This window comes from Pseudomonas putida, from assembly GCF_026625125.1.
GTDB classification, from domain to species: Bacteria; Pseudomonadota; Gammaproteobacteria; order Pseudomonadales; family Pseudomonadaceae; genus Aquipseudomonas; species Aquipseudomonas putida_X.
In genome coordinates this window covers 342,848-362,841 of sequence record NZ_CP113097.1, presented here as the reverse complement: position 1 = coordinate 362,841, position 19,994 = coordinate 342,848, and the positions used below count along the sequence as shown (strand labels likewise).

The following is a 19,994-nucleotide window of genomic DNA, read 5'->3' as shown; positions in this document are numbered from 1 at the left end:
CAACCAGGAGCACTTGAGCAATGCCATCGACTCCACCGTTCACCCTCGACGACACAACTCTGTCAGCCGGCATCGAGTCCATCGCCGATGCCGCCCAGCCCCCGTTGCAGCACTTCACACTGGACAACGGCCTGGCTGTCTACCTGCGTGAAGACCACAGCACCCCGCTCGCCGCAATCCAGCTCCGGTACCACGTGGGCACCAGCCATGAATCAGCCGGCCATACCAACATCTCGCACCTGCTGGAACACCTGATATTCGAAGGCAGCCGCAAACTTGAGGCGGGCCGATACAGCCAGGTGATAGCACGGCTCGGCGGAGAGGCCAATGCCTTTACCATCGATGATGCAACGGTCTACGAAATGCTGTTACCTGCGGCACGGCTACCGGTTGCGCTGGAAATAATGGCCGATGCCATGGAGGGCGCGACCTTTGGCCAGGCAGCCTTGGAACGGGCAGCCAAAGCCATCGAAGACGAGCGCCGGCTCAAAGTTGACAACGTCCCTGCACAGCAGGCAGCTGAACGGCACAACGCGCTTGCACACGGCAGCAGCCCGTATGCAACGGCGACGTTCGGCAACCCGGCAGATTTGCGCAACTTGAGCGTGGAGAGCGTGCGCGCCTGGTATCAAAAGTGGTATCGGCCCAATAACGCCACCCTGGTGGTGGTGGGTGCCGTCGATCTTGCCACGCTTGGCCAGCACGTGAGCCGGTATTTCGCCAGCATTGCCAGGGCTGCGCTTGACGCAGTACCCGTCCCCCGGCATGACGCGCGCCTGCAGGCGCGAAGCCAGAAGCTGACACTGCCAGGCCGTGATGGTTTGTTCATGTCCTTCAATGTACCCAGCCACGCCACGGCCACCGACGCAACGACAGTGCCTGCCCTGGGCCTGCTCTGCGAGGTGCTTGGCAAAGGGTTCAGCGCAAGGCTCTACAGCGAGCTGGTGCGAGACCGACGGCTGCTCAAGGGCCTCACCCTGGCATATGAGCCAATGGCGCGTGGTGACACGCTGTTGACCCTATCAACCTATATCAACAGTCAAAGGTCTACGCACGAGCAGGCCGAGGAGGCGATCTATACCGCGATCGATACCCTGCGCCATACGCCGCTTTCCACCCAGGAGCTCAAGCGCGCGAAACTGCGCATGCTCACCCGTCGCCTGTTCAGCCACGACAGCATCAGCCTGCAAGCTGACCGCATCGGCGCAGCAGCGGCCGCTGGCCTGCCCCCCTCGCTGATCGATCAAGAAGCCGACAGTATCCGCCACCTCGATAGCGCGACATTACAGCAGGTAGCGTTCGACTACCTGAGCCGCGAAAGGCTGACCATCACTCACCTGCAGGCAGGAGCACCGGCATGAACACATCGCTTACCACCCGCAACCTGCCTCTGATTTGCAAAGGCCCCGTGAGCGATACCGCTGTGGCGGCAATGGCCAGGCTGGAGTCCGCGCAAGGCCTTGACCTGGAGCAGCTGCAGCAGTTGCCGGCCCAGATACAGCAATGGCAGACCGACGAAGGCGCCAGGGTCAGCTTCAGCCCGTCCCATGGCCGCCCGATATTCGACCTGGCGCTGCGCTTTCGCGCTGGCAGTGCGCTCGATGACGACAGCCCGGGCCTCGCCGCACTTGTCCTTTACAGCCTCGATCAGGGTAGCGAGCTTCTGGACGCCGCCCAGTTCGCTCAGGCTATGGAGGGGCTCGGTGCGATCATGGCAAGGCGGGTGAACCAGGACGAGGCGGTGATCACGCTGCGCTGCCTGAGCCTGCCGGCGCTTCGCACAAGCGCCCTGCAACTGCTCACCCAAATGCTGGCACGCCCCGCCTTCCGCGAGGAAGCCGTCGCAGGCATCCGCGAACGACTGCTCAATCACGCTCGCGCAATGGCGTCGAGCCCGGTCTATGGGGTGTCCCCGGCGATCATGAGCCATGTGTTCGATGGCCATCCCTACGCCACCCATTGGGCTGGCACGCCTGAAAGCCTCGAGCGGATCGACGAGCAGCAAATGCGGGCTTTCCACCGACGCGCCTACTCTGCCAACAACCTCGATATCGGCCTGGTGGGCGACCTGTCGCGTGACGAGGCGCAAACCCTCATCACGGAACTCCTTCAGGCGCTACCGCAACACTGGGCGGGACAGGCCCCACCACCGGCACCGTTGCCAGAGCCCCTCACCCGGCATCAACCACACACCGCAAGTACCACACTGGCCACGCTGGCGCTGCTGTTGCCCACATCCCCCGACAAGCCAGGGTATGCAGCGCTGACCATGCTCGATGAAATCCTCGGCAGCGGCTACGAGTCGCGCCTTACACAAGAGCTGCGAAGCCGACGTGCCTTGACCTACAGCATCCACTCATCGCTCACCCCCTTCGATGCGGCGAGCCTGCTGCAGATTCAATGGGACATCGCACCCGAATACCGAGATGCCTCACGTGAGCTGGTTTCAGGGATGCTGGCTTGCCTGCGCGAGCATGGCCCAAGCCAGGCGGAGTGCGACATGGCGCGCAACCAGATAGCAGGCAGGTTGCATCGCACCCTGGTGAGCAACGCAGAGCTGGCCAAGAGCCTGGCAACCTCAAGCCACCTGGGGCAACCCGCCGATCACTTTGCGACCTATGTCCAGCGCCTGGCAGCGCTGACACCCATGGACATTCGCGAAGCAGCCCGGATATGGCTGACCCCTGCGCAGGAAGTATTCATCACTGTCGGCCCGGCCCCTGCGCAACAACCTTTGCCCGAACCGAGCTGACCGACCAATAGCGCGGGTACAACGGCGGTATTTCATGGCAATCTAGGACGGCACAACACGAGTCGCCCAGCATGCCCAGCCTTACCGCCACGTTCCGCCCGGCCACCGGGTTATCCAACCCTCACCTGCAAACCCTTTGGGGCCCGCTGTGGCGCAAGCTGCCTGCGCTTGAGCGCAAACGCGAGCGCCTGTGGCTGGCCGATGGTGACTTCATCGACCTCGACTGGCACGGGCCGCACCAGCCAGATACACCGCTGGTGCTGGTGCTGCACGGCCTGACGGGCTCGTCCCATTCGCCTTATGTCAAAGGCCTGCAGCAGGCGCTCGATGCCCGCGGCTGGGCCAGCGTTGCGGTGAACTGGCGCGGCTGCTCGGGCGAGCCGAACCTGCTGGCACGCAGTTACCATTCCGGGGCCAGCGGGGACCTGGCCGAGGTGGTCGCCCATCTGCGTGCCCAACGCCCGCTGGCCCCTTTGTATGCCGTCGGCTATTCGCTGGGCGGCAATGTACTGCTCAAGTACCTGGGTGAAAGTGGCAGCGCCAGCCAACTGCAGGCGGCCGTGGCGGTGTCGGTACCGTTTCGCCTGGATCAGTGCGCCGACCGCATCGGCCAGGGCTTTTCGAAGGTCTATCAGGCACATTTCATGCGCGAAATGATGGCCTATGTGCAGGTGAAGCAGCGGCATTTTCGTGCTCAGGGCCATCATGAAGGGCTTGCCGCACTCGACCGCCTCGGATCGTTGCGCAAACTGCGGACCTTCTGGGATTTTGACGGCAAAGTGACCGCGCCACTCAACGGCTTTGACGATGTACACGACTACTACCGTCGCTCATCGAGCCGCTACTACCTCGGGGAGAACCGCACGCCGACGCTGATCATCCACGCAAACGATGATCCGTTCGTATCCCGCCACAGCCAGCCCACGCCGAGCGAGCTGGCACCGCAGACTCAGTTCGAGCTGCATGAGCGGGGTGGGCATGTGGGCTTTGTCGAGGGCAGCCTGCGAAACCCGGGGTATTACCTTGAGCGGCGGATTCCGCAGTGGCTGGTGGATGGGCGATGAACCCGCGGCTCAGTCGCCCGTGGCAACCTGATGCGCGGGATCATTGATCCACTCACTCCACGATCCGGCATACAGCCTGCCCAGCGGATACCCCGCCAACGCCAGGGCAAACAGGTTATGGCAAGCCGTCACGCCCGAGCCGCAATAGGCCACCAAACGTTCCGCTGAACGCCCCGCCAGCTTCTCGGCAAAGCGCTGCCTGAGCTGCTCTGGCGCCAGGAAGCGCCCCTCTTCGTTCAGATTGTCGGTGAAAGCTGCGCACTGAGCGCCGGGTATATGCCCGGCCACCGGGTCGATCGGCTCCACATCCCCACGAAAACGCGGCAAGGCACGCGCATCGATCAACGTCAGCTCGGGGCTTGCTAGCTCGGTGACCATGTGCTCGGCGTCAATCAGCAGCTTGGTATCCGGCTTGCCGCTGAACGTCCCCTCGTACCGTGCCGGCGCGTCCAGGCTCAATGGCTGGCCCGCGGCGTGCCAGGCCTTGAGGCCTCCGTCGAGAATGGCCACACCGGTGCGTTTGCCCAACCAGGCCAGCAGCCACCAGGCACGAGCGGCAAAGGCACCAGGCCCGTCGTCGTACAGCACCACCTCGCTGTCATTGTCCAGCCCCCACTCACGCAGCCGCTCGACCAGCCGCTGCGGATCAGGCAAGGGATGGCGGCCGGTCTGGCCCTTGATTACCGGGCCACTCAGGTCGCGCTCCAGGTCGGCGAAGTGGGCCCCGGCTATATGCCCCTCGGCATAGCTGCGTTGGCCATAATCCGCGTCTTCCAAGGCAAACCGACAATCGAGGATCACCAGCTTGGGCGAGCCCAGACGCTCGGCCAGTTGCTGCGGGGTGATCAATTGCGCAAGAGGCATGACAATCTCCTGATCGATGGCACGAAGGCTCTGGGCTAACGCTCCAGGGCCTGGTTGAACGGAACATGGAATTCATGGCACAGGGCATCCACGGCACTGCGGGCGTTGGCGGTGACGAAGCCGAGTTCCAGTACCAGCACCTGATACACCCCACGCTTGAAGGCTTCTTCACCCAGATGAGCGGAGTGCTCCCGCGTGGTGCTGAGAAAGCGGACCCAAGAGGTCAGTACGATCCAGGCGTTGATGGTCAGCGATTCGATCTGGGCAGGGGCCATGACCAGAATGCCGGCCTCGACGAAGCCCCGGTAGATCGCCTGGCCCTGGCGCAGGCAACGTTCGGAAAAGCGTCGGTAACGGGCAGCCAGCTCAGGGTCGCTGTCGAGCAGGTGCTCGAGATCACGGTGCAGGAACCGGTAGTTCCACATCGCTGCGAGCAATGCCTTGAGGTAGAAGCGTTTGTCTTCGACGGTAGCGGCGCGGCCCTGCGGGGGGCGCAGGAAGCTGTCCACCAATTCTTCATACTGGCTGAACAACAGTGCGATGATCGCCTGCTTGTTGGGGAAGTGGTAGTAGAGGTTGCCGGGCGAAATCTCCATGTGCGCGGCAATATGGTTGGTGCTCACGCTACGCTCGCCTTGTTGATTGAACAGTTCAAGGCTGTTCTGCACGATGCGCTCTCGGGTCTTGATGCGCGGGGCCATGCTCAGCTCCCAGTCTGCAGGCTTACGGTAAGGGGTTCATCTTACGGTGTAACAGGGCCCGGATGCACCGTGCGCTGGCGCGAAAAAAATCGCACCATCGTACCGATTAGAGTATAGGCTCTAGAGATTCTCAGCCCCTACGGGAGCCGCCGTGACTTCTCCTATCGCCTTGCCCCCTCTGCAGTTCGACACTGAATTGACAAGCACATTCACCGCCCAGCGCAAGGCATTTGCCGGCAACCCCATGCCGCCGCTGGCCCAACGCCGGCAATGGCTGAAAAGCCTGCGCGAAGCATTGCTGGCGGATCGACAACGGCTGATAGAGGCGATCGATGCGGATTTTTCCGGGCGCAGCGCCGACGAAACCCTGTTGGCCGAGCTACTGCCCTCCGTACAGGGGATTCGCCATGCCGAACGCCACCTCAAGGGCTGGATGCGACCCGCCAGGCGAGCGGTCGGCCTGGCCTTCCAGCCGGCCAGCGCCCGCGTGCTGTACCAGCCGCTGGGGGTGGTGGGCATCATCGTGCCGTGGAACTACCCGCTGTTTCTCGCCATCGGCCCGCTGACGTGCGCCCTGGCCGCCGGCAACCGCGTGATGCTCAAGCTCAGTGAGGCCACCCCTGCCAGCGCCCTGGCGCTCAAAGCCTTGCTTGAGCAGGTATTCCCCAACGACCTGGTCAGCGTGGTGCTGGGTGAGGTGGAAGTCGGCCAGGCATTTGCCCGGCTGCCCTTCGACCATCTGCTGTTCACCGGCGCCACCAGCGTCGGCCGCCAGGTCATGCTGGCGGCTGCACAGAACCTGACCCCGGTCACACTGGAACTCGGCGGCAAGTCACCGGCCATCATTTCGTCCAGCGTGCCGCTCGATAGCGCCGCCGAGCGTATCGCATTCGGCAAGACCCTCAATGCCGGCCAGACCTGTGTCGCCCCAGACTACGTCCTGGTGCCACGCGAGCGCCTGAACGCCTTCAGCGAGGCCTACCGCAGGGCGGTCCACCGGCTGTACCCGCGCATCGCCGACAACCCCGACTACAGCGCCATCATCAATCCGAGGCAATTGCAGCGCCTGCAACACTTGGTGGACGACGCCAGCAGCAAGGGCGCGCAGGTCATCGACCTGTACCCGGACGAGCCCCGCCAGGGCAGGCGCCTGCCGCCGCACGTGCTGCTGGAGGTGAATGACAGCATGCAGGTGATGCAGGACGAAATCTTTGGCCCGCTGCTGCCGGTAGTGCCCTATGACAGCCTCGACGGTGCACTGGCCTACATCAATGAACGGCCACGCCCACTGGCGCTGTACTACTTCGGCTACGACCATGCCGAGCAAGAGCATGTGCTTCAGCGCAGCCACTCCGGTGGCGTCTGTATCAACGACACACTGCTGCATGTCGCCCAGGACGACCTGCCGTTCGGCGGCATCGGACCTTCGGGCATGGGCCACTACCACGGCCGTGACGGCTTCCTGACCTTCAGCAAGGCCAAGGCGGTGCTGGCCAAGCAGCGCCTGAACGCCGCGCGCCTGATTTACCCGCCGTATGGCAAGGCGCTGCAGCGCCTGGTCTACACACTGTTCATCCGCTGAGGTCTGGGCCATGCAACGTCGTGACCTTCTGCGCTTCAGCCTGGGCGCCAGCGTGTTTCTGGCCAGTGCCAGCCTGGTCGGCTGCAGCCCGCAGGGGCGTGCTACCGGGTACCAGGTACTGCGCGATGACGACCTGCCATTGCTGCGGGCACTGATCCCGGTGGTGCTTGCCGGTACGTCGGCAAGCGCAACACTCGTGCTGCCCAGGCTGGACGACAAACTGGCGGCCCTGTCCCCGCCAATGCTCAAGCTCACCCGGCAACTGTTCGATGTGCTCAGCCTGCCGCTGACCCGCGGCCCACTGACTGGGGTCTGGGGCGCTTGGAACCAGGCGGGTGAACAGCAGATAGCGGCGTTTCTGCAACGCTGGCAGAGCAGTTCCCTGAACCTGCTGCGCATGGGGCACGCGTCGATCGTGCAACTGCTGACGATGGCCTGGTATGAATGCCCGGAAAGCTGGGCCGCCTGTGGCTACCCGGGGCCACCGACAATCTGAACAACAACAACAACAACAACAACAACAACAACAACAACAACAAGAGCACTTTCAATGCCTGCCATCGACCTGTTTCGCCAAGGCCTCGAACGCGGCTGGATCACCCATGACGCCTCGCGCCTGGGGCAGGACCTCAGCGTGCAAGCCGACATCGCCGTGATAGGCAGCGGCGCCGGCGGCGCTACCAGCGCGCAGATGCTCAGCGCCGCAGGCTTCAAGGTACTGCTGATCGAGGAAGGTCCGCTCAAGACCAGCAGTGACTTCCGCCTGCTAGAGAATGAGGCCTACGCCAGTCTCTACCAGGAAGGCCTGGGCAGGATGAGCAAGGACGGCGCCATCACCATTCTGCAGGGCCGCGCAGTGGGCGGCACCACGCTGGTCAACTGGACCTCCAGCTTTCGCACACCCGCGCCGACCTTGGCCCACTGGGCCACGGCCCACAACGTCAAAGGGCTGGGCGACGACGCACTGCGCCCCTGGTTCGAACGCATCGAGCAAGACCTCGGCATCACCCCTTGGGCGATGCCGCCAAACGCCAACAACGACGTACTGCGCCGTGGGTGTGAACAGCTCGGCTACCGATGGGCGGTGATCCCACGCAATGTCCGGGGGTGCTGGAATCTTGGCTATTGCGGCATGGGTTGCCCGGTCAACGCCAAGCAATCGATGCTGGTGACGCGCATTCCAGCCCTGCTCGACAAGGGCGGCGAGCTGCTGTACCTGGCCCGGGCCGAACGCTTCGAGCATGACGGCGAACGCATTGCGCAGCTGCGCTGCCAAGGCCTGGACGCGCAAGGCCTACACCCCAACGGGCGCAGCATCACGGTGCGCGCCCGCCACTACATCCTCGCGGGCGGCGGCATCAACAGCCCCGCCCTGCTGCTGCGCTCCAAGGCTCCTGACCCCCACGAGTGCCTGGGCAAACGGACCTTCCTGCACCTGGTCAACTTCAGCGCGGCCCGCTTCGACGCACGCATCGACCCCTATTACGGCGCCCCGCAGTCCATCTACAGTGACCACTTCCAATGGCAGGACGGCGTCGATGGCGCGGTCGGCTACAAACTTGAAGTGCCGCCCCTGCACCCGGCGCTGGCCAGCACCCTGCTCGGTGGCGAGGGTGTCGAAAATGCCCAGCGCATGGCCGAGCTGCCGCACACCCACGTCATGCTTGCGCTGTTGCGCGACGGGTTCCATCCCGAAAGCCCAGGCGGCACGGTGGAGCTGCGTGGCGATGGCTCACCGGTGCTCGATTACCCGGTCACCGACTACTTGCGAGACGGCCTGCGCCGCGCCTTTCACAGCATGGCGCAGATCCAGTTCGCCGCGGGCGCCACGCAGGTGACACCCGCGCACAGCGATGCCCGCGCAGCTACTCGCCTGGCGCAGGCCCAACGCATGATCGACGGTTTGCGCCTGGAGCCGTTCCATACGCGGTTGGGCAGCGCCCACGTGATGGGCGGCTGCGCAATGGGCGAAGATCCACAGCATGCGGTGTGCGACAGCCTGGGCCGTCACCATCAGCTGGAAAACCTGTCGATTCACGACGGCTCGTTGTTCCCGACCAGCATCGGTGCCAACCCACAGCTGTCGGTCTACGCCATCAGCGCGAAGCTCACCGACGCCCTGATAACCCGCCTGGCACACAGTGCATGACAACAAATGCCCCTGCTGTCTATAGTGCCATCAGCCGGCCGCATGACTTGGCCGGGCGCAATCGCTGCGCTACCATCCGACTCCCCAACGCACTCCAGCCAGGATGACGCGATGAACCGAGTGTTGTACCCGGGTACTTTCGACCCTATTACCAAGGGCCATGGCGACCTGGTCGAGCGCGCCTCGCGGCTGTTCGACCACGTGATCATCGCTGTGGCAGCCAGCCCGAAGAAGAACCCGCTGTTCCCGCTGGAGCAACGTGTAGCGCTGGCCCGTGAGGTCACCAGGCACTTGCCCAATGTCGAAGTCATCGGCTTCTCCACCCTGCTTGCGCATTTTGCCAAGGAACAGGGCGCCAACGTCTTCTTGCGGGGGCTGCGGGCGGTGTCCGACTTCGAATACGAGTTCCAGTTGGCGAACATGAATCGGCAACTCGCGCCTGAGGTCGAAAGCCTGTTCCTCACGCCGTCGGAGCGTTATTCGTTCATTTCTTCGACCTTGGTCCGGGAAATCGCTGCGCTGGGAGGCGACATCACCAAGTTCGTGCACCCAGTGGTGGCCGAAGCGCTGACTGAACGCTTCAAGAAGTAAGCCTGAGCGCTGATTATCGCGCCCGCGTGCACTGCGGGCGCGAATGCGGCACAATTGTGCCCATTGCGTTGAACATGCCCGGGCGGTGAGCCCCGGCCGGAGTCCCCATGTCCCTGATTATCACCGACGATTGCATCAACTGCGACGTCTGCGAACCCGAGTGCCCGAACGAGGCCATCTCCCAAGGCGAAGAGATCTACGTGATCGACCCGAACCTGTGCACCCAGTGCGTGGGTCATTATGACGAGCCGCAGTGCCAGCAGGTCTGCCCGGTCGACTGCATCCCGCTGGATGAGGCGCACCCGGAAACCGAAGAGCAGTTGATGGCCAAGTACCGCCGGATCACCGGCAAGGCGTGATCGATGCGCTGCTGCGTATGGCCCACTCGCTGCTAAACCGGCGATTGGGCCATACCATTCAACGCTGGCAACGAGGGCAGTAAACGCTGGCCCGTTGCCCGAGCTTGGCCTCACGCAAGGTAGTGCCGCACAGCTTGCACGGCAGCCCGCCTCGGCCGTAGACAAACAGTTCCTGCTGGAAGTAACCCGGCTGCCCGTCGCCGCCAATGAAGTCGCGCAACGTCGTGCCCCCTTGCTCGATGGCAGCCGCCAGCACGCGCTTGATCTCGATGGCCAGCTTCAGGTAGCGGCTACGGGATATCCCACCCGCCTCACGGCGTGGGTCGATACCGGCGGCGAACAACGCCTCGGTCGCGTAGATATTGCCCACACCCACCACCACCGCGTTATCCATGATGAACGGTTTGACTGCCATCGTCCGCCCGCGGGACAGCTGGAACAGGCGCTCGCCATCGAACAGGTCGGTCAACGGCTCTGGGCCCAGGCGCAGCAGCAACTCATGATTGAGCGGGTCGAGGCTCCAGAGCATGGCGCCGAAACGACGCGGATCGGTGTAGCGCAGCACCAGCCCTGACTCCAGCTCGATGTCGACGTGCTCATGCTTGGCCGCCGGTAGCCCCATCTGCACCAGGCGCAGGTTGCCCGACATGCCCAGATGGCTGATCAAGGTGCCCACCTCGGCGTTGATCAGCAGGTATTTGGCGCGCCGCTCAACGCTGAGAATACGCTGCCCGGACAAACGCACGTCCAGGTCCTCCGGGATTGGCCAGCGCAAACGCCGGTCTCGCACCACCACGCGGCTGACCCGCTGGCCTTCCAGATGCGGCGCGATACCGCGCCGCGTGGTTTCGACTTCGGGTAATTCCGGCATGAATCAGTGCCCGCCCAGCTCGCGAATGGTCTGTTTGAGGTTCTCGAAGTCGTACTCCGACAAACCGATATAGTCCAGTACCAGCGGGCCGACCGCATGCCACTCGTGGTCGACAGGCTGGTTGCCCAACACACGGTAGGACGCGCAGATGTGTTCGGCCATCTTGAGCACCGCCAGCAGGTTCTTCAGCTGGCTCTGGGTGTTGCGCAGCGACTCCTCGCGGAACACGGCCAAGGCATTGTGGTGGTTGGCGATGGCCGCGCTGATGTGCTCCGGCAGCCGCCAGGACTTGGCGGTGAAATAGCCGACCACCGAATGGTTGGTATTGAATGCACGGTTCTCGGTGTCGACCACCCGGGTTTGCACATCAGCCTTGGCGTAGGCCTCCTCCAGGACATCCATGTAGCTGGGGAAGCGCTTGAGCATCAGCGGGATGCCGCAATCATGGAACAGCCCCAGGGTGTAGGCCTCGTCCGCCGCCTGGATGCCGGTGCGCTTGGCCAGTGTCAGGCAGGTCATGGCCACATCCTGGGCAGTGTCCCAGAAGCGGTTGAGGGTGACGATGGTCTCGTCGCTCATCTCGCCCTTGATCGACTGGGCGTTGATCAGGTTGATGATCGAACGGCTACCCAGCAGGTTCACCGCACGCTGGATCGAACCGATCTTGTTGGACAGCCCGAAGTGCGGCGAGTTGACCAGCTTGAGCAAGGCACCGGACAGGCCCGGATCCTGGGAAATCAGCTTGGCGATGGTTTCCAGGTCCGGGTCGGGCATGTACTGCTCGAACTGCAGGTCGACCATGATCTGCGGTTGCGGCGGGATGGTAATGCCTTGCAAGGCTTGCTGGATCTGTTCGGCGCTGAGTTCTTGGGACATACGTACATACTCTTTGAGGACGAGCGATTCTAACCCTGTAGCTCGCTCGACTTGTAGCGCTTGTGCTGGCGAACAGGCAGGGCACTTTGTCGTGCCCTGCACCGAACCAAGGGCCAACCGGTTATACTCCCGCTCTTTTTTCCCGGAGCGACGTCATGTCCCTGCCCAGCCTTCGCCTCAAAGCCAATGCCGACCGCCGCCTGCGCGCCGGCCACCTGTGGGTCTACAGCAACGAAGTCGATGTCACCGCGACGCCGCTGCAAGGCTTTCAGGCCGGCCAACAGGCAATTCTCGAGGCTGCCAACGGCAAGCCGCTGGGCATCGTGGCGCTGAGCCCGAACAACCTGATCTGCGCCCGCCTGCTGTCGCGCGACGCCAAGCTGCCGCTGGACAAGTCGCTGCTGGTACACCGCCTCAACGTCGCCCTGTCCCTGCGCCAGCGCCTGTTCGACCAGCCGTGCTACCGCCTGGTCTACGGTGATTCTGACCTGCTGCCGGGCCTGGTGGTCGACCGCTTCTTCGACATTCTCGTGGTACAGCTGGCCTCCGCCACCATGGAGCTGCACAAGGACGACGTGATCGCCGCCCTGGTCCAGGTGCTCAAGCCCAGCGGCATCCTGTTCAAGAACGACTCCGCCGCCCGTGACGCCGAAGGCTTGCAGCGTTATGTCGAAACCGTCTACGGCGAAGTGCCGGACTGGGTCCCGCTGGAAGAAAACGGCGTGAAGTTCGAAGCGCCGGTACGCGAAGGCCAGAAAACCGGCTGGTTCTATGACCACCGCATGAACCGCGCACGCCTGGCGCCCTACGTCAAAGGCAAGCGTGTGCTCGACCTGTTCAGCTACATCGGTGGCTGGGGCGTGCAGGCCGGCGCATTCGGCGCCAGCGAAGTGTTCTGTGTGGATGCCTCAGGCTTTGCCCTGGATGGCGTGGAACGTAATGCCGCGCTCAATGGCATCAGCGAAAAACTGACCTGCATCGAAGGCGACGTATTCGAGGCACTGCGCGAGCTGAAGGCCGCTGAAGAGCGCTTCGACGTGATCATTGCCGACCCACCCGCGTTCATCAAGCGCAAGAAAGACCTGAAAAACGGCGAAGCCGCTTACCGCCGCCTCAACGAACAGGCCATGCGCATGTTGACCAAGGATGGCATCCTGGTCAGCGCCTCGTGCTCGATGCATTTGCCCGAGGACGACCTGAACAACATCCTGCTGACCAGCGCCCGCCACTTGGACCGCAACCTGCAAATGCTCGAGCGCGGCGGCCAAGGCCCGGACCACCCGGTTCACCCGGCCATCGCTGAAACCCGCTACATCAAGAGCATTACCTGCCGGCTGCTGCCCAACAGCTGATTTACGCCCAGGGGCCGCGTTGCGGCCCCCTGGGTGCCTCAGATGCCGAGCACGTAAGAAGCGATACCGAAGTACACCAGTACCCCTGCCGCATCGGCGATCGAAGTCACCAGCGGCCCGCTGGCAGTGGCCGGGTCAAGCTTGAGCCTGGTGAACATGAAGGGCAGGCTCATGCCAATCAGGCTGCCTAGCAGGACGATCACCAGCATGCTGCTGGCAACGATCAAGGCCACCTCTGCCCCACCGCGCAGCGCCCCCAGCGATGCCACCGCCACCGCCATGGTGCCGCCCAGCGCCAGCGCCACCGCGCATTCACGTGCCAGCATGCGCAACCAGTCGCGCATCACCACCTCGCCCGTTGCCAGGCCACGCACCATCAATGTCGCCGATTGCGCGCCCGCGTTGCCACCGCTGTCCACCAACAGGGGCAGGAAGAACACCAGGACGATATGCGCGGCGATGGTTTCCTCGAATGCCGCGATCCCCGCCCCCGAAAACAGATTGCCAAACACCAGCAGCACCAGCCACAGCACCCGCTTGCGGTACAGCAGGCTGACAGTGGCGTCCCTGAGGTTGCCCACGTGGTTGGTGATGGATGCGCCCTTGTGGAAGTCTTCGGTAGCCTCTTCGACAACCACATCGAGTGCGTCATCGCAGGTCACCAGGCCCACCAGCCGGCCGGCCTCATCCAGCACCGGCAGCGCCAGCAGGTCGTGCTCGCGGATCAACCGCGCCACTTCCTCCTGGCGGGTCGAGGTGAATACGTAGATGACCTTGCGCACCATGAGCTGCTCGATCGGCTGTTCAGGCGCGGCAAGGATCAGCTCGCGCAGGGAAAGCGTACCCAGCAGGTTGCGGCTCTCGTCGAGCACATAGGACTGATAGATGGTTTCGGCATCTGCAGCCTCACGGCGCAGCATGTCGATCGCCTGGCTGGCAGTGAGGCCGGCATCCAGGCACGAATACTCGCTGGTCATCAGGTAGCCGGCAGTGCCTTCGACGTAGCCTTCAGGATGAAGCAGGCCGTCACGCCGCGCCTGGGCAGCCTGACGCAGGTCGAGCGGGGAAACGACGAAATCGGACGTGTGTTGCATGAGATTCTCCAGGCGCCGACACAGGCACCCGCGAACCTCAGCCTGATCGACTCAAGCCTTCGCAAGCCCTGACGACGGCGCGCTCAGCGCCAATTTGCAGGTTCTGTAAGAACTGAAACTGGGAAGGTCCATTGAGGTAGTGTCTCGTGAAGCCGCACATGCGGCGCGGCGGATCATAAGCAGCCAGGACGCACCTGTCAGCAGCGCATCGGGCTTTTCGGATGGGTCCTACAAAGTGCCGGTCACACTTCCCAAACCACCGCCCAGACACATCGCCATTCCCTCACCGCCCCAGCGGTGTAGAATCGGGCTATTCATCGCCAGTCATCCCCGGCGGGTTTATGAGCTCTGGTCGAGCACGCGGCGATCCCGTAGTGTCTTCGGCCCCATCCGTGCCAGTGGCAACCGGCCTGAGGCGCATAGGAAAAGAGAAGCTCACTCCCCTTTTTGTGACCTGATTAAGCCGCCAGGAGTGCTTCATGCCTGATTATCGTTCCAAGACTTCCACCCAAGGCCGCAACATGGCCGGCGCCCGTGCCCTGTGGCGCGCCACCGGGATGAAGGACGAAGACTTCAAGAAACCGATCATCGCCATCGCCAACTCGTTCACCCAGTTCGTCCCGGGCCACGTGCACCTGAAGGACCTGGGCCAGCTGGTCGCCCGCGAAATCGAACGCGCCGGTGGCGTGGCCAAGGAATTCAACACGATCGCGGTCGATGACGGCATCGCCATGGGCCACGACGGCATGCTGTACTCGCTGCCAAGCCGCGAGATCATTGCCGACGCCGTGGAATACATGGTCAACGCCCACTGCGCCGACGCCATCGTGTGCATCTCCAACTGCGACAAGATCACCCCCGGCATGCTGATGGCTGCCCTGCGCCTGAACATCCCGGTGATCTTCGTTTCCGGTGGCCCGATGGAAGCCGGCAAGACCAAACTGGCCAGCCACGGCCTGGACCTGGTCGACGCCATGGTCATCGCCGCCGACTCCACGGCGTCCGACGAAAAAGTCGCCGAATACGAGCGCAGCGCCTGCCCGACCTGCGGTTCGTGCTCCGGCATGTTCACCGCCAACTCGATGAACTGCCTGACCGAGGCCCTGGGCCTGGCCCTGCCGGGCAACGGCTCGACCCTGGCCACCCACGCCGACCGCGAGCAGTTGTTCCTCACTGCCGGGCGCACCATCGTCGAGCTGTGCAAGCGCTACTACGGCGAGAACGATGAGTCGGTCCTGCCGCGCAGCATCGCCAACTTCAAGGCGTTCGAAAACGCCATGATGCTCGACATCGCCATGGGCGGCTCGACCAACACCATCCTGCACCTGCTGGCCGCAGCCCAGGAAGGCGAAGTGGCGTTCGACCTGCGCGACATCGACCGCCTGTCGCGCAAAGTGCCGCAGCTGTGCAAAGTGGCGCCGAACATCCAGAAGTACCACATGGAAGACGTGCACCGCGCCGGCGGCATCTTCAGCATCCTCGGTTCGCTGGCCCGTGGCGGCCTGCTGCACACCGACCTGCCGACGGTTCACAGCCGCAGCATGGAAGAAGCCATCGCCAAGTGGGATATCACCCAAACCGACGATGAAGCGGTGCACACCTTCTTCAAAGCCGGCCCGGCGGGTATCCCGACCCAGACGGCCTTCAGCCAGTCGACCCGTTGGGAAACCCTGGACGACGACCGTGAAAACGGCTGCATTCGCAGCTTCGAACACGCTTACTCACAGGAAGGCGGCCTGGCCGTGCTGTACGGCAACATCGCCCTGGACGGCTGCGTGGTGAAAACCGCAGGTGTCGATGAGTCGATCCATGTGTTCGAAGGCAACGCCAAGATCTTCGAAAGCCAGGACAGCGCCGTGCGCGGCATCCTCGCCGACGAAGTGAAGGCTGGTGACATCGTCATCATCCGCTATGAAGGCCCGAAAGGCGGCCCGGGCATGCAAGAAATGCTCTACCCGACTTCGTACCTGAAATCCAAAGGCCTGGGTAAAGCCTGTGCGTTGCTCACCGATGGCCGGTTCTCGGGTGGTACCTCGGGCCTGTCGATCGGCCACGCCTCGCCCGAGGCCGCTGCTGGCGGCGCGATCGGCCTGGTACGTGACGGCGACAAGGTATTGATCGACATCCCCAACCGTTCGATCAACCTGCAGGTCAGCGATGAAGAGCTGGCTGCGCGCCGCGTGGAGCAGGACAAGAAAGGCTGGAAACCGGCCGAAGTGCGCCCACGCAAGGTGACCACCGCGCTGAAGGCCTACGCCCTGCTGGCGACCAGTGCCGACAAGGGTGCGGTGCGCAACAAGGCGATGCTGGAAGGGCTGTGAGGCCCTGAGCGCTGATGCGAGTCAGTCAAGCGATTTGGGGCCGCTTTGCGGCCCATCGCCGGCAAGCCAGCGCCCACAGGTACGGGGCGCTGGCCTGCCGGCGAGGCGTTGCACAGCCCCAATGGCCTATTGAATCTGCTCCGGTGTGACCACCACCCAATTCTTGTCTGCTGTCACCGGCAACCCCGCCTTGGCCTGGGCCGCCGCGTTTTTGGCGATCATCCCGTTCAACTGGTCCATGTACTTGGCCTTGCGGTTTATCCACAGGTGGATGCCGCCCTTGCCAACGTCCACGCCATGAAACTGCATGTAGCCATCACTGGTCGGGGTATCCCCCCCCACCAGCACCGGCTTCTTCCACTCATCGATGTAGGTGAGGATCGCCGCTTGCTTGCCCGCCATCCATGTCGCCGGCGTCCATAGGTAGGGGGTCAGTTCCAGGCCAGCGTTGGCCGTCGCATCGTACTTGCCTTCACTGATCTGCTTGCGTGCGGTGGTCAAGTGGCCGTTGGTACGGTCCTTGAGCAGCAGGCTGACGCCTATGACGTTCTGCGGTTTCACGTTGTAGCCATACTTGGGGTCGGACGCCACCATGCGTACCAGCTCTTCGGAGGCGGCCGAAATGACATACACCTCGATGCCATTTTCCATCAGCTTGTTGTAAAGCTCGGCCTGGCCGGCGAAGACCTTGGGGGGTTGCACCTCAATAGCTTTTACCTGGTCACCGTCAAAGTAGGTGCTGGGGATAGGTTTGGCAGACGCCATCAGCTCATCGACCTGCACTTTCAGCTCTTTCAGTGTGAAGCCCGAGAACACCTGAGCCACCCACGGGTAGCAGACCATGTCGTCGATTTCGCACAGGCGGTAGTAATAACTGAACAGGCTTTCCTTGTGCTCTTCGGTGTCTTTGAACGGGATCAGCTTGAGTGAGGGGTCGAGCTTTTCACGGCTCAGCAGGCCCTTGTTCTCCATGAATGGCAGCAAGGCTTCTTCAAGGTCGTAGCGGTAGCTGGTGTTGTCCATGTCGAAGACCGCGTAATTGCCCTTATTGGCATTGGCGGCGATCATCGCGTCGAGCTGCTTGGCCGCCTCGGCTGGCCAATGCTTGAGCTCGGTGGCTCCGCTTTCGATACTGAACAGCAGGGACAAACCGATGGCCAAGGCTTTCGGAGCAAACTTCATATATCAATCTCCTGAAGTGACCGGGAAAAACTAGACCAACAATCCACCCGTGCGCCCTTTCACTACGACGTTCACACAATGGTAAACGTCGTGTTCATTGCTATTAGCGACAGCCTGTTATTCCATAAACGACTAATCCAATTACTTTTGGGTATAAATTCGTTTGTTTTCAGGCTGTTAGCATTTCCGTTCGCAATCGCTCACAGAGGCGATGCCTCTTCTGCTTTTTCCTGGAGCTTCAATGAACCTGCCGCTGTCTCTCAACCTGCTGGTGTTCCTGGCCTTGCTGCTGGGCCTGGCGCAAACTCGCCATACTGACTGGAGCCTGGCCAAGAAAGTCCTGCTGGGCCTGGCACTGGGCGTAGGTTTCGGCTTGGTGCTGCACACGATCTACGGTGCAGGCCACCCGGTCCTCAAAGCCACCATCGGCTGGCTCGACCTGGTCGGTAACGGCTACGTCGGCTTGCTGCAGATGATCGTCATGCCGCTGATCTTCGCCTCGATCCTCAGCGCCGTGGCCCGCCTGCACAATGCCTCTTCACTGGGCCGCATCAGCGTGCTGAGCATCGGCACCCTGCTGCTGACCACCGCCATCGCTGCGCTGATCGGCATCGTCCTGACCAACCTGTTCGGCCTGAGCGCCGAAGGCCTGGTCGCCGGTGCCCAGGAAAGTGCACGCATGCACGTTATCCACAGCGATTACGCGGGCAAGGTCGCCGACCTCAACATCCCGCAATTGCTGCTGTCGTTCATCCCCAGCAACCCGGTAGGCGACCTGGCGCGGGCCAAACCGACCTCGATCATCAGCGTGGTGATCTTCGCCGTGTTCGTCGGGCTGGCCGCGTTGCAGCTGATCAAGGACGATGCCGAAAAGGGCCAGCGGGCCTTGTCGGCCATCGACACCCTGCAAGCCTGGGTGATGCGCCTGGTGCGCGTGGTGATGAAGCTCACCCCCTATGGCGTGCTGGCGCTGATGACCAAGGTCGTGGCCAGCTCCAACCTGGATGACATCCTCAAACTGGGCAGCTTCGTGGTGGTGTCGTACATCGGCCTGGGCCTGATGTTCGTGGTGCACGGCATCATCCTCGCCGCCACCGGCGTCAGCCCGCTGCGCTTCTTCCGCAAGGTCTGGCCAGTGCTGACCTTCGCCTTCACCAGCCGCTCCAGCGCCGCCAGCATCCCGCTGAACATCGAAGCGCAAACCCGCCGCCTGGGCGTGCCGCAGTCGATCGCCAGCTTCAGCGCATCGTTCGGCACCACCATCGGCCAGAACGGCTGCGCCGGCCTGTACCCGGCAATGTTGGCGGTAATGGTAGCCCCGGCCGTAGGCATCGATACGTTCGACCCGCTGTGGGTCGCGACCCTGGTGGCGATCGTCACCCTGAGCTCAGCGGGCGTTGCCGGTGTGGGCGGTGGTGCTACCTTCGCGGCGCTGATCGTACTGCCGGCCATGGGCCTGCCAGTGGAACTGGTGGCGCTGCTGATTTCAGTCGAGCCGCTGATCGACATGGGCCGCACGGCGCTGAACGTGAACGGGTCGATGACGGCGGGCGTGGTGACCAGCCAACTGCTCAAAGAAACCGACAAGGATGTGCTGGCCGGCGATGAGCACGCCGAGCTGAGCCACTCCTGAAATGAAGGGGGGCCGCTGCTGCAGCCCCCCTTTCAACCACGCTTGTGCCACACCTCGAAGTGATAAGCAGGCTTGTCCGGTTCGGCCTGCGGCTCACTCGAAGCCAGCCGCCATTGCCCCTTGTCGAACTCAGGGAACCAGGCATCGCCTTGCGGCTCCAGTTCCACCCGGGTCAGGTACATGCGGCTGACCAGGCCTTTGTCCAACGCCTGGGTATACAACTGCGCGCCGCCGATCAGCATCAGCTCATCGACGCCTTGCTCACGCGCCCATTGTTCGGCGCGCAGCAGCGCATCTTCCAGCGAGGCGAACACTTCGGCGCCGGCCAGCACCAGGCCCGGCTGGCGGCTGACCACCAGGTTCAGGCGCCCTGGCAACGGCCGGCCGAGCGAATCCCAGGTCTTGCGGCCCATGATGATCGGCTTGCCCAAGGTGGTGGCCTTGAAGTACTTGAAGTCCCCCGGCAAGTGCCAGGGCATGGAGTTGTCGATGCCGATCACGCGGTTCTCGGCGAGCGCCGCAATCAGGCTGAGAGGGAGTGAGGTAGTCATGCCGGCGAGGATAGCAAACCCGCAGTGGGTTATGCTTGCGCCCTGAACCGTG

The 19,994-nt window shown here is 63.1% G+C and carries 18 protein-coding genes; 11 read left to right on the top strand and 7 right to left on the bottom strand.

Annotated features, from left to right (window positions below; all coding sequences use genetic code 11):
• The first annotated feature begins 20 nt into the window (after window positions 1-20).
• The 3 genes from OSW16_RS01740 (at window position 21) to OSW16_RS01730 (ending at window position 3,816) form a co-directional block, all read left to right on the top strand.
• Window positions 21-1,361 (top strand): M16 family metallopeptidase, encoded by a 1,341-nt coding sequence (locus tag OSW16_RS01740; RefSeq protein WP_267820303.1) that lies wholly within the window; start codon window positions 21-23, stop codon window positions 1,359-1,361.
• Window positions 1,358-2,752: a M16 family metallopeptidase gene (locus tag OSW16_RS01735; protein ID WP_267820301.1), complete on the top strand. Its 1,395-nt coding sequence runs from the start codon at window positions 1,358-1,360 to the stop codon at window positions 2,750-2,752. The genes OSW16_RS01740 and OSW16_RS01735 overlap by 4 nt, the downstream gene beginning before the upstream one ends.
• A 71-nt stretch (window positions 2,753-2,823) precedes the next feature.
• A complete protein-coding gene (locus OSW16_RS01730) occupies window positions 2,824-3,816 on the top strand; it encodes a hydrolase (RefSeq protein WP_267820299.1) in 993 nt (330 codons plus the stop codon).
• A gap of 9 nt (window positions 3,817-3,825) precedes the next feature.
• Here OSW16_RS01730 and OSW16_RS01725 read toward each other — a convergent pair whose 3' ends face one another.
• Together OSW16_RS01725 and OSW16_RS01720 are read right to left on the bottom strand one after the other, a co-directional pair.
• Window positions 3,826-4,680, bottom strand: a complete 855-nt coding sequence (locus tag OSW16_RS01725) for a sulfurtransferase (protein ID WP_267820297.1) — start codon at window positions 4,678-4,680, stop codon at window positions 3,826-3,828.
• Between the two features lie 35 nt (window positions 4,681-4,715).
• Window positions 4,716-5,381 (bottom strand): TetR/AcrR family transcriptional regulator, encoded by a 666-nt coding sequence (locus tag OSW16_RS01720; RefSeq protein ID WP_241805071.1) that lies wholly within the window; start codon window positions 5,379-5,381, stop codon window positions 4,716-4,718.
• Between the two features lie 151 nt (window positions 5,382-5,532).
• Between OSW16_RS01720 and OSW16_RS01715 the strand changes: the two genes are divergently transcribed.
• From OSW16_RS01715 to OSW16_RS01695, 5 genes are all read left to right on the top strand, one after another.
• A complete protein-coding gene (locus OSW16_RS01715; protein WP_267820295.1) occupies window positions 5,533-6,963 on the top strand; it encodes a coniferyl aldehyde dehydrogenase in 1,431 nt (476 codons plus the stop codon).
• A gap of 10 nt (window positions 6,964-6,973) precedes the next feature.
• Window positions 6,974-7,459 (top strand): twin-arginine translocation pathway signal protein, encoded by a 486-nt coding sequence (locus tag OSW16_RS01710; protein WP_267820293.1) that lies wholly within the window; start codon window positions 6,974-6,976, stop codon window positions 7,457-7,459.
• Between the two features lie 54 nt (window positions 7,460-7,513).
• Window positions 7,514-9,112, top strand: coding sequence for a GMC family oxidoreductase (locus OSW16_RS01705; RefSeq protein WP_267820291.1), 1,599 nt, complete (start codon window positions 7,514-7,516; stop codon window positions 9,110-9,112).
• Between the two features lie 111 nt (window positions 9,113-9,223).
• Entirely contained in the window at window positions 9,224-9,703 is a 480-nt protein-coding gene (coaD, locus tag OSW16_RS01700; RefSeq protein WP_039601221.1) for a pantetheine-phosphate adenylyltransferase, read from the top strand.
• Between the two features lie 107 nt (window positions 9,704-9,810).
• Complete coding sequence (locus OSW16_RS01695; RefSeq protein WP_009683359.1) at window positions 9,811-10,062, top strand: YfhL family 4Fe-4S dicluster ferredoxin; 252 nt, start codon at window positions 9,811-9,813, stop codon at window positions 10,060-10,062.
• 58 nt (window positions 10,063-10,120) lie between these two features.
• Here OSW16_RS01695 and mutM read toward each other — a convergent pair whose 3' ends face one another.
• Together mutM and OSW16_RS01685 are read right to left on the bottom strand one after the other, a co-directional pair.
• Entirely contained in the window at window positions 10,121-10,933 is an 813-nt protein-coding gene (mutM, locus tag OSW16_RS01690) for a bifunctional DNA-formamidopyrimidine glycosylase/DNA-(apurinic or apyrimidinic site) lyase (protein ID WP_241805067.1), read from the bottom strand.
• A 3-nt stretch (window positions 10,934-10,936) separates the two neighbouring features.
• Window positions 10,937-11,755 (bottom strand): HDOD domain-containing protein, encoded by an 819-nt coding sequence (locus OSW16_RS01685; RefSeq protein ID WP_267824158.1) that lies wholly within the window; start codon window positions 11,753-11,755, stop codon window positions 10,937-10,939.
• 209 nt (window positions 11,756-11,964) lie between these two features.
• Between OSW16_RS01685 and OSW16_RS01680 the strand changes: the two genes are divergently transcribed.
• Window positions 11,965-13,161 carry a class I SAM-dependent rRNA methyltransferase gene (locus tag OSW16_RS01680; RefSeq protein ID WP_046787023.1) on the top strand — a complete coding sequence of 399 codons (1,197 nt, stop codon included), beginning with the start codon at window positions 11,965-11,967 and terminating at the stop codon, window positions 13,159-13,161.
• Window positions 13,162-13,199: 38 nt separating this feature from the next.
• On the opposite strand, the gene mgtE is transcribed toward OSW16_RS01680, so the two are convergent.
• A complete protein-coding gene (mgtE, locus tag OSW16_RS01675; protein WP_267820280.1) occupies window positions 13,200-14,255 on the bottom strand; it encodes a magnesium transporter in 1,056 nt (351 codons plus the stop codon).
• A 479-nt stretch (window positions 14,256-14,734) separates the two neighbouring features.
• On the opposite strand from mgtE, the gene ilvD reads away from it, so the two are divergent.
• The gene (gene ilvD / locus OSW16_RS01670; RefSeq protein ID WP_016393334.1) at window positions 14,735-16,576 is read left to right on the top strand and encodes a dihydroxy-acid dehydratase; all 1,842 of its coding nucleotides are present in this window, start codon (window positions 14,735-14,737) and stop codon (window positions 16,574-16,576) included.
• A 126-nt stretch (window positions 16,577-16,702) separates the two neighbouring features.
• Here the strand turns inward: ilvD and OSW16_RS01665 are convergent, their stop codons facing one another.
• Complete coding sequence (locus tag OSW16_RS01665) at window positions 16,703-17,758, bottom strand: haloacid dehalogenase-like hydrolase (protein WP_267820276.1); 1,056 nt, start codon at window positions 17,756-17,758, stop codon at window positions 16,703-16,705.
• 241 nt (window positions 17,759-17,999) lie between these two features.
• Between OSW16_RS01665 and OSW16_RS01660 the strand changes: the two genes are divergently transcribed.
• Window positions 18,000-19,391, top strand: coding sequence for an L-cystine transporter (locus tag OSW16_RS01660; protein WP_241805064.1), 1,392 nt, complete (start codon window positions 18,000-18,002; stop codon window positions 19,389-19,391).
• Between the two features lie 32 nt (window positions 19,392-19,423).
• Here the strand turns inward: OSW16_RS01660 and OSW16_RS01655 are convergent, their stop codons facing one another.
• Window positions 19,424-19,942, bottom strand: coding sequence for a dihydrofolate reductase (locus tag OSW16_RS01655; RefSeq protein ID WP_267820274.1), 519 nt, complete (start codon window positions 19,940-19,942; stop codon window positions 19,424-19,426).
• Between the last annotated feature and the right edge of the window lie 52 nt (window positions 19,943-19,994).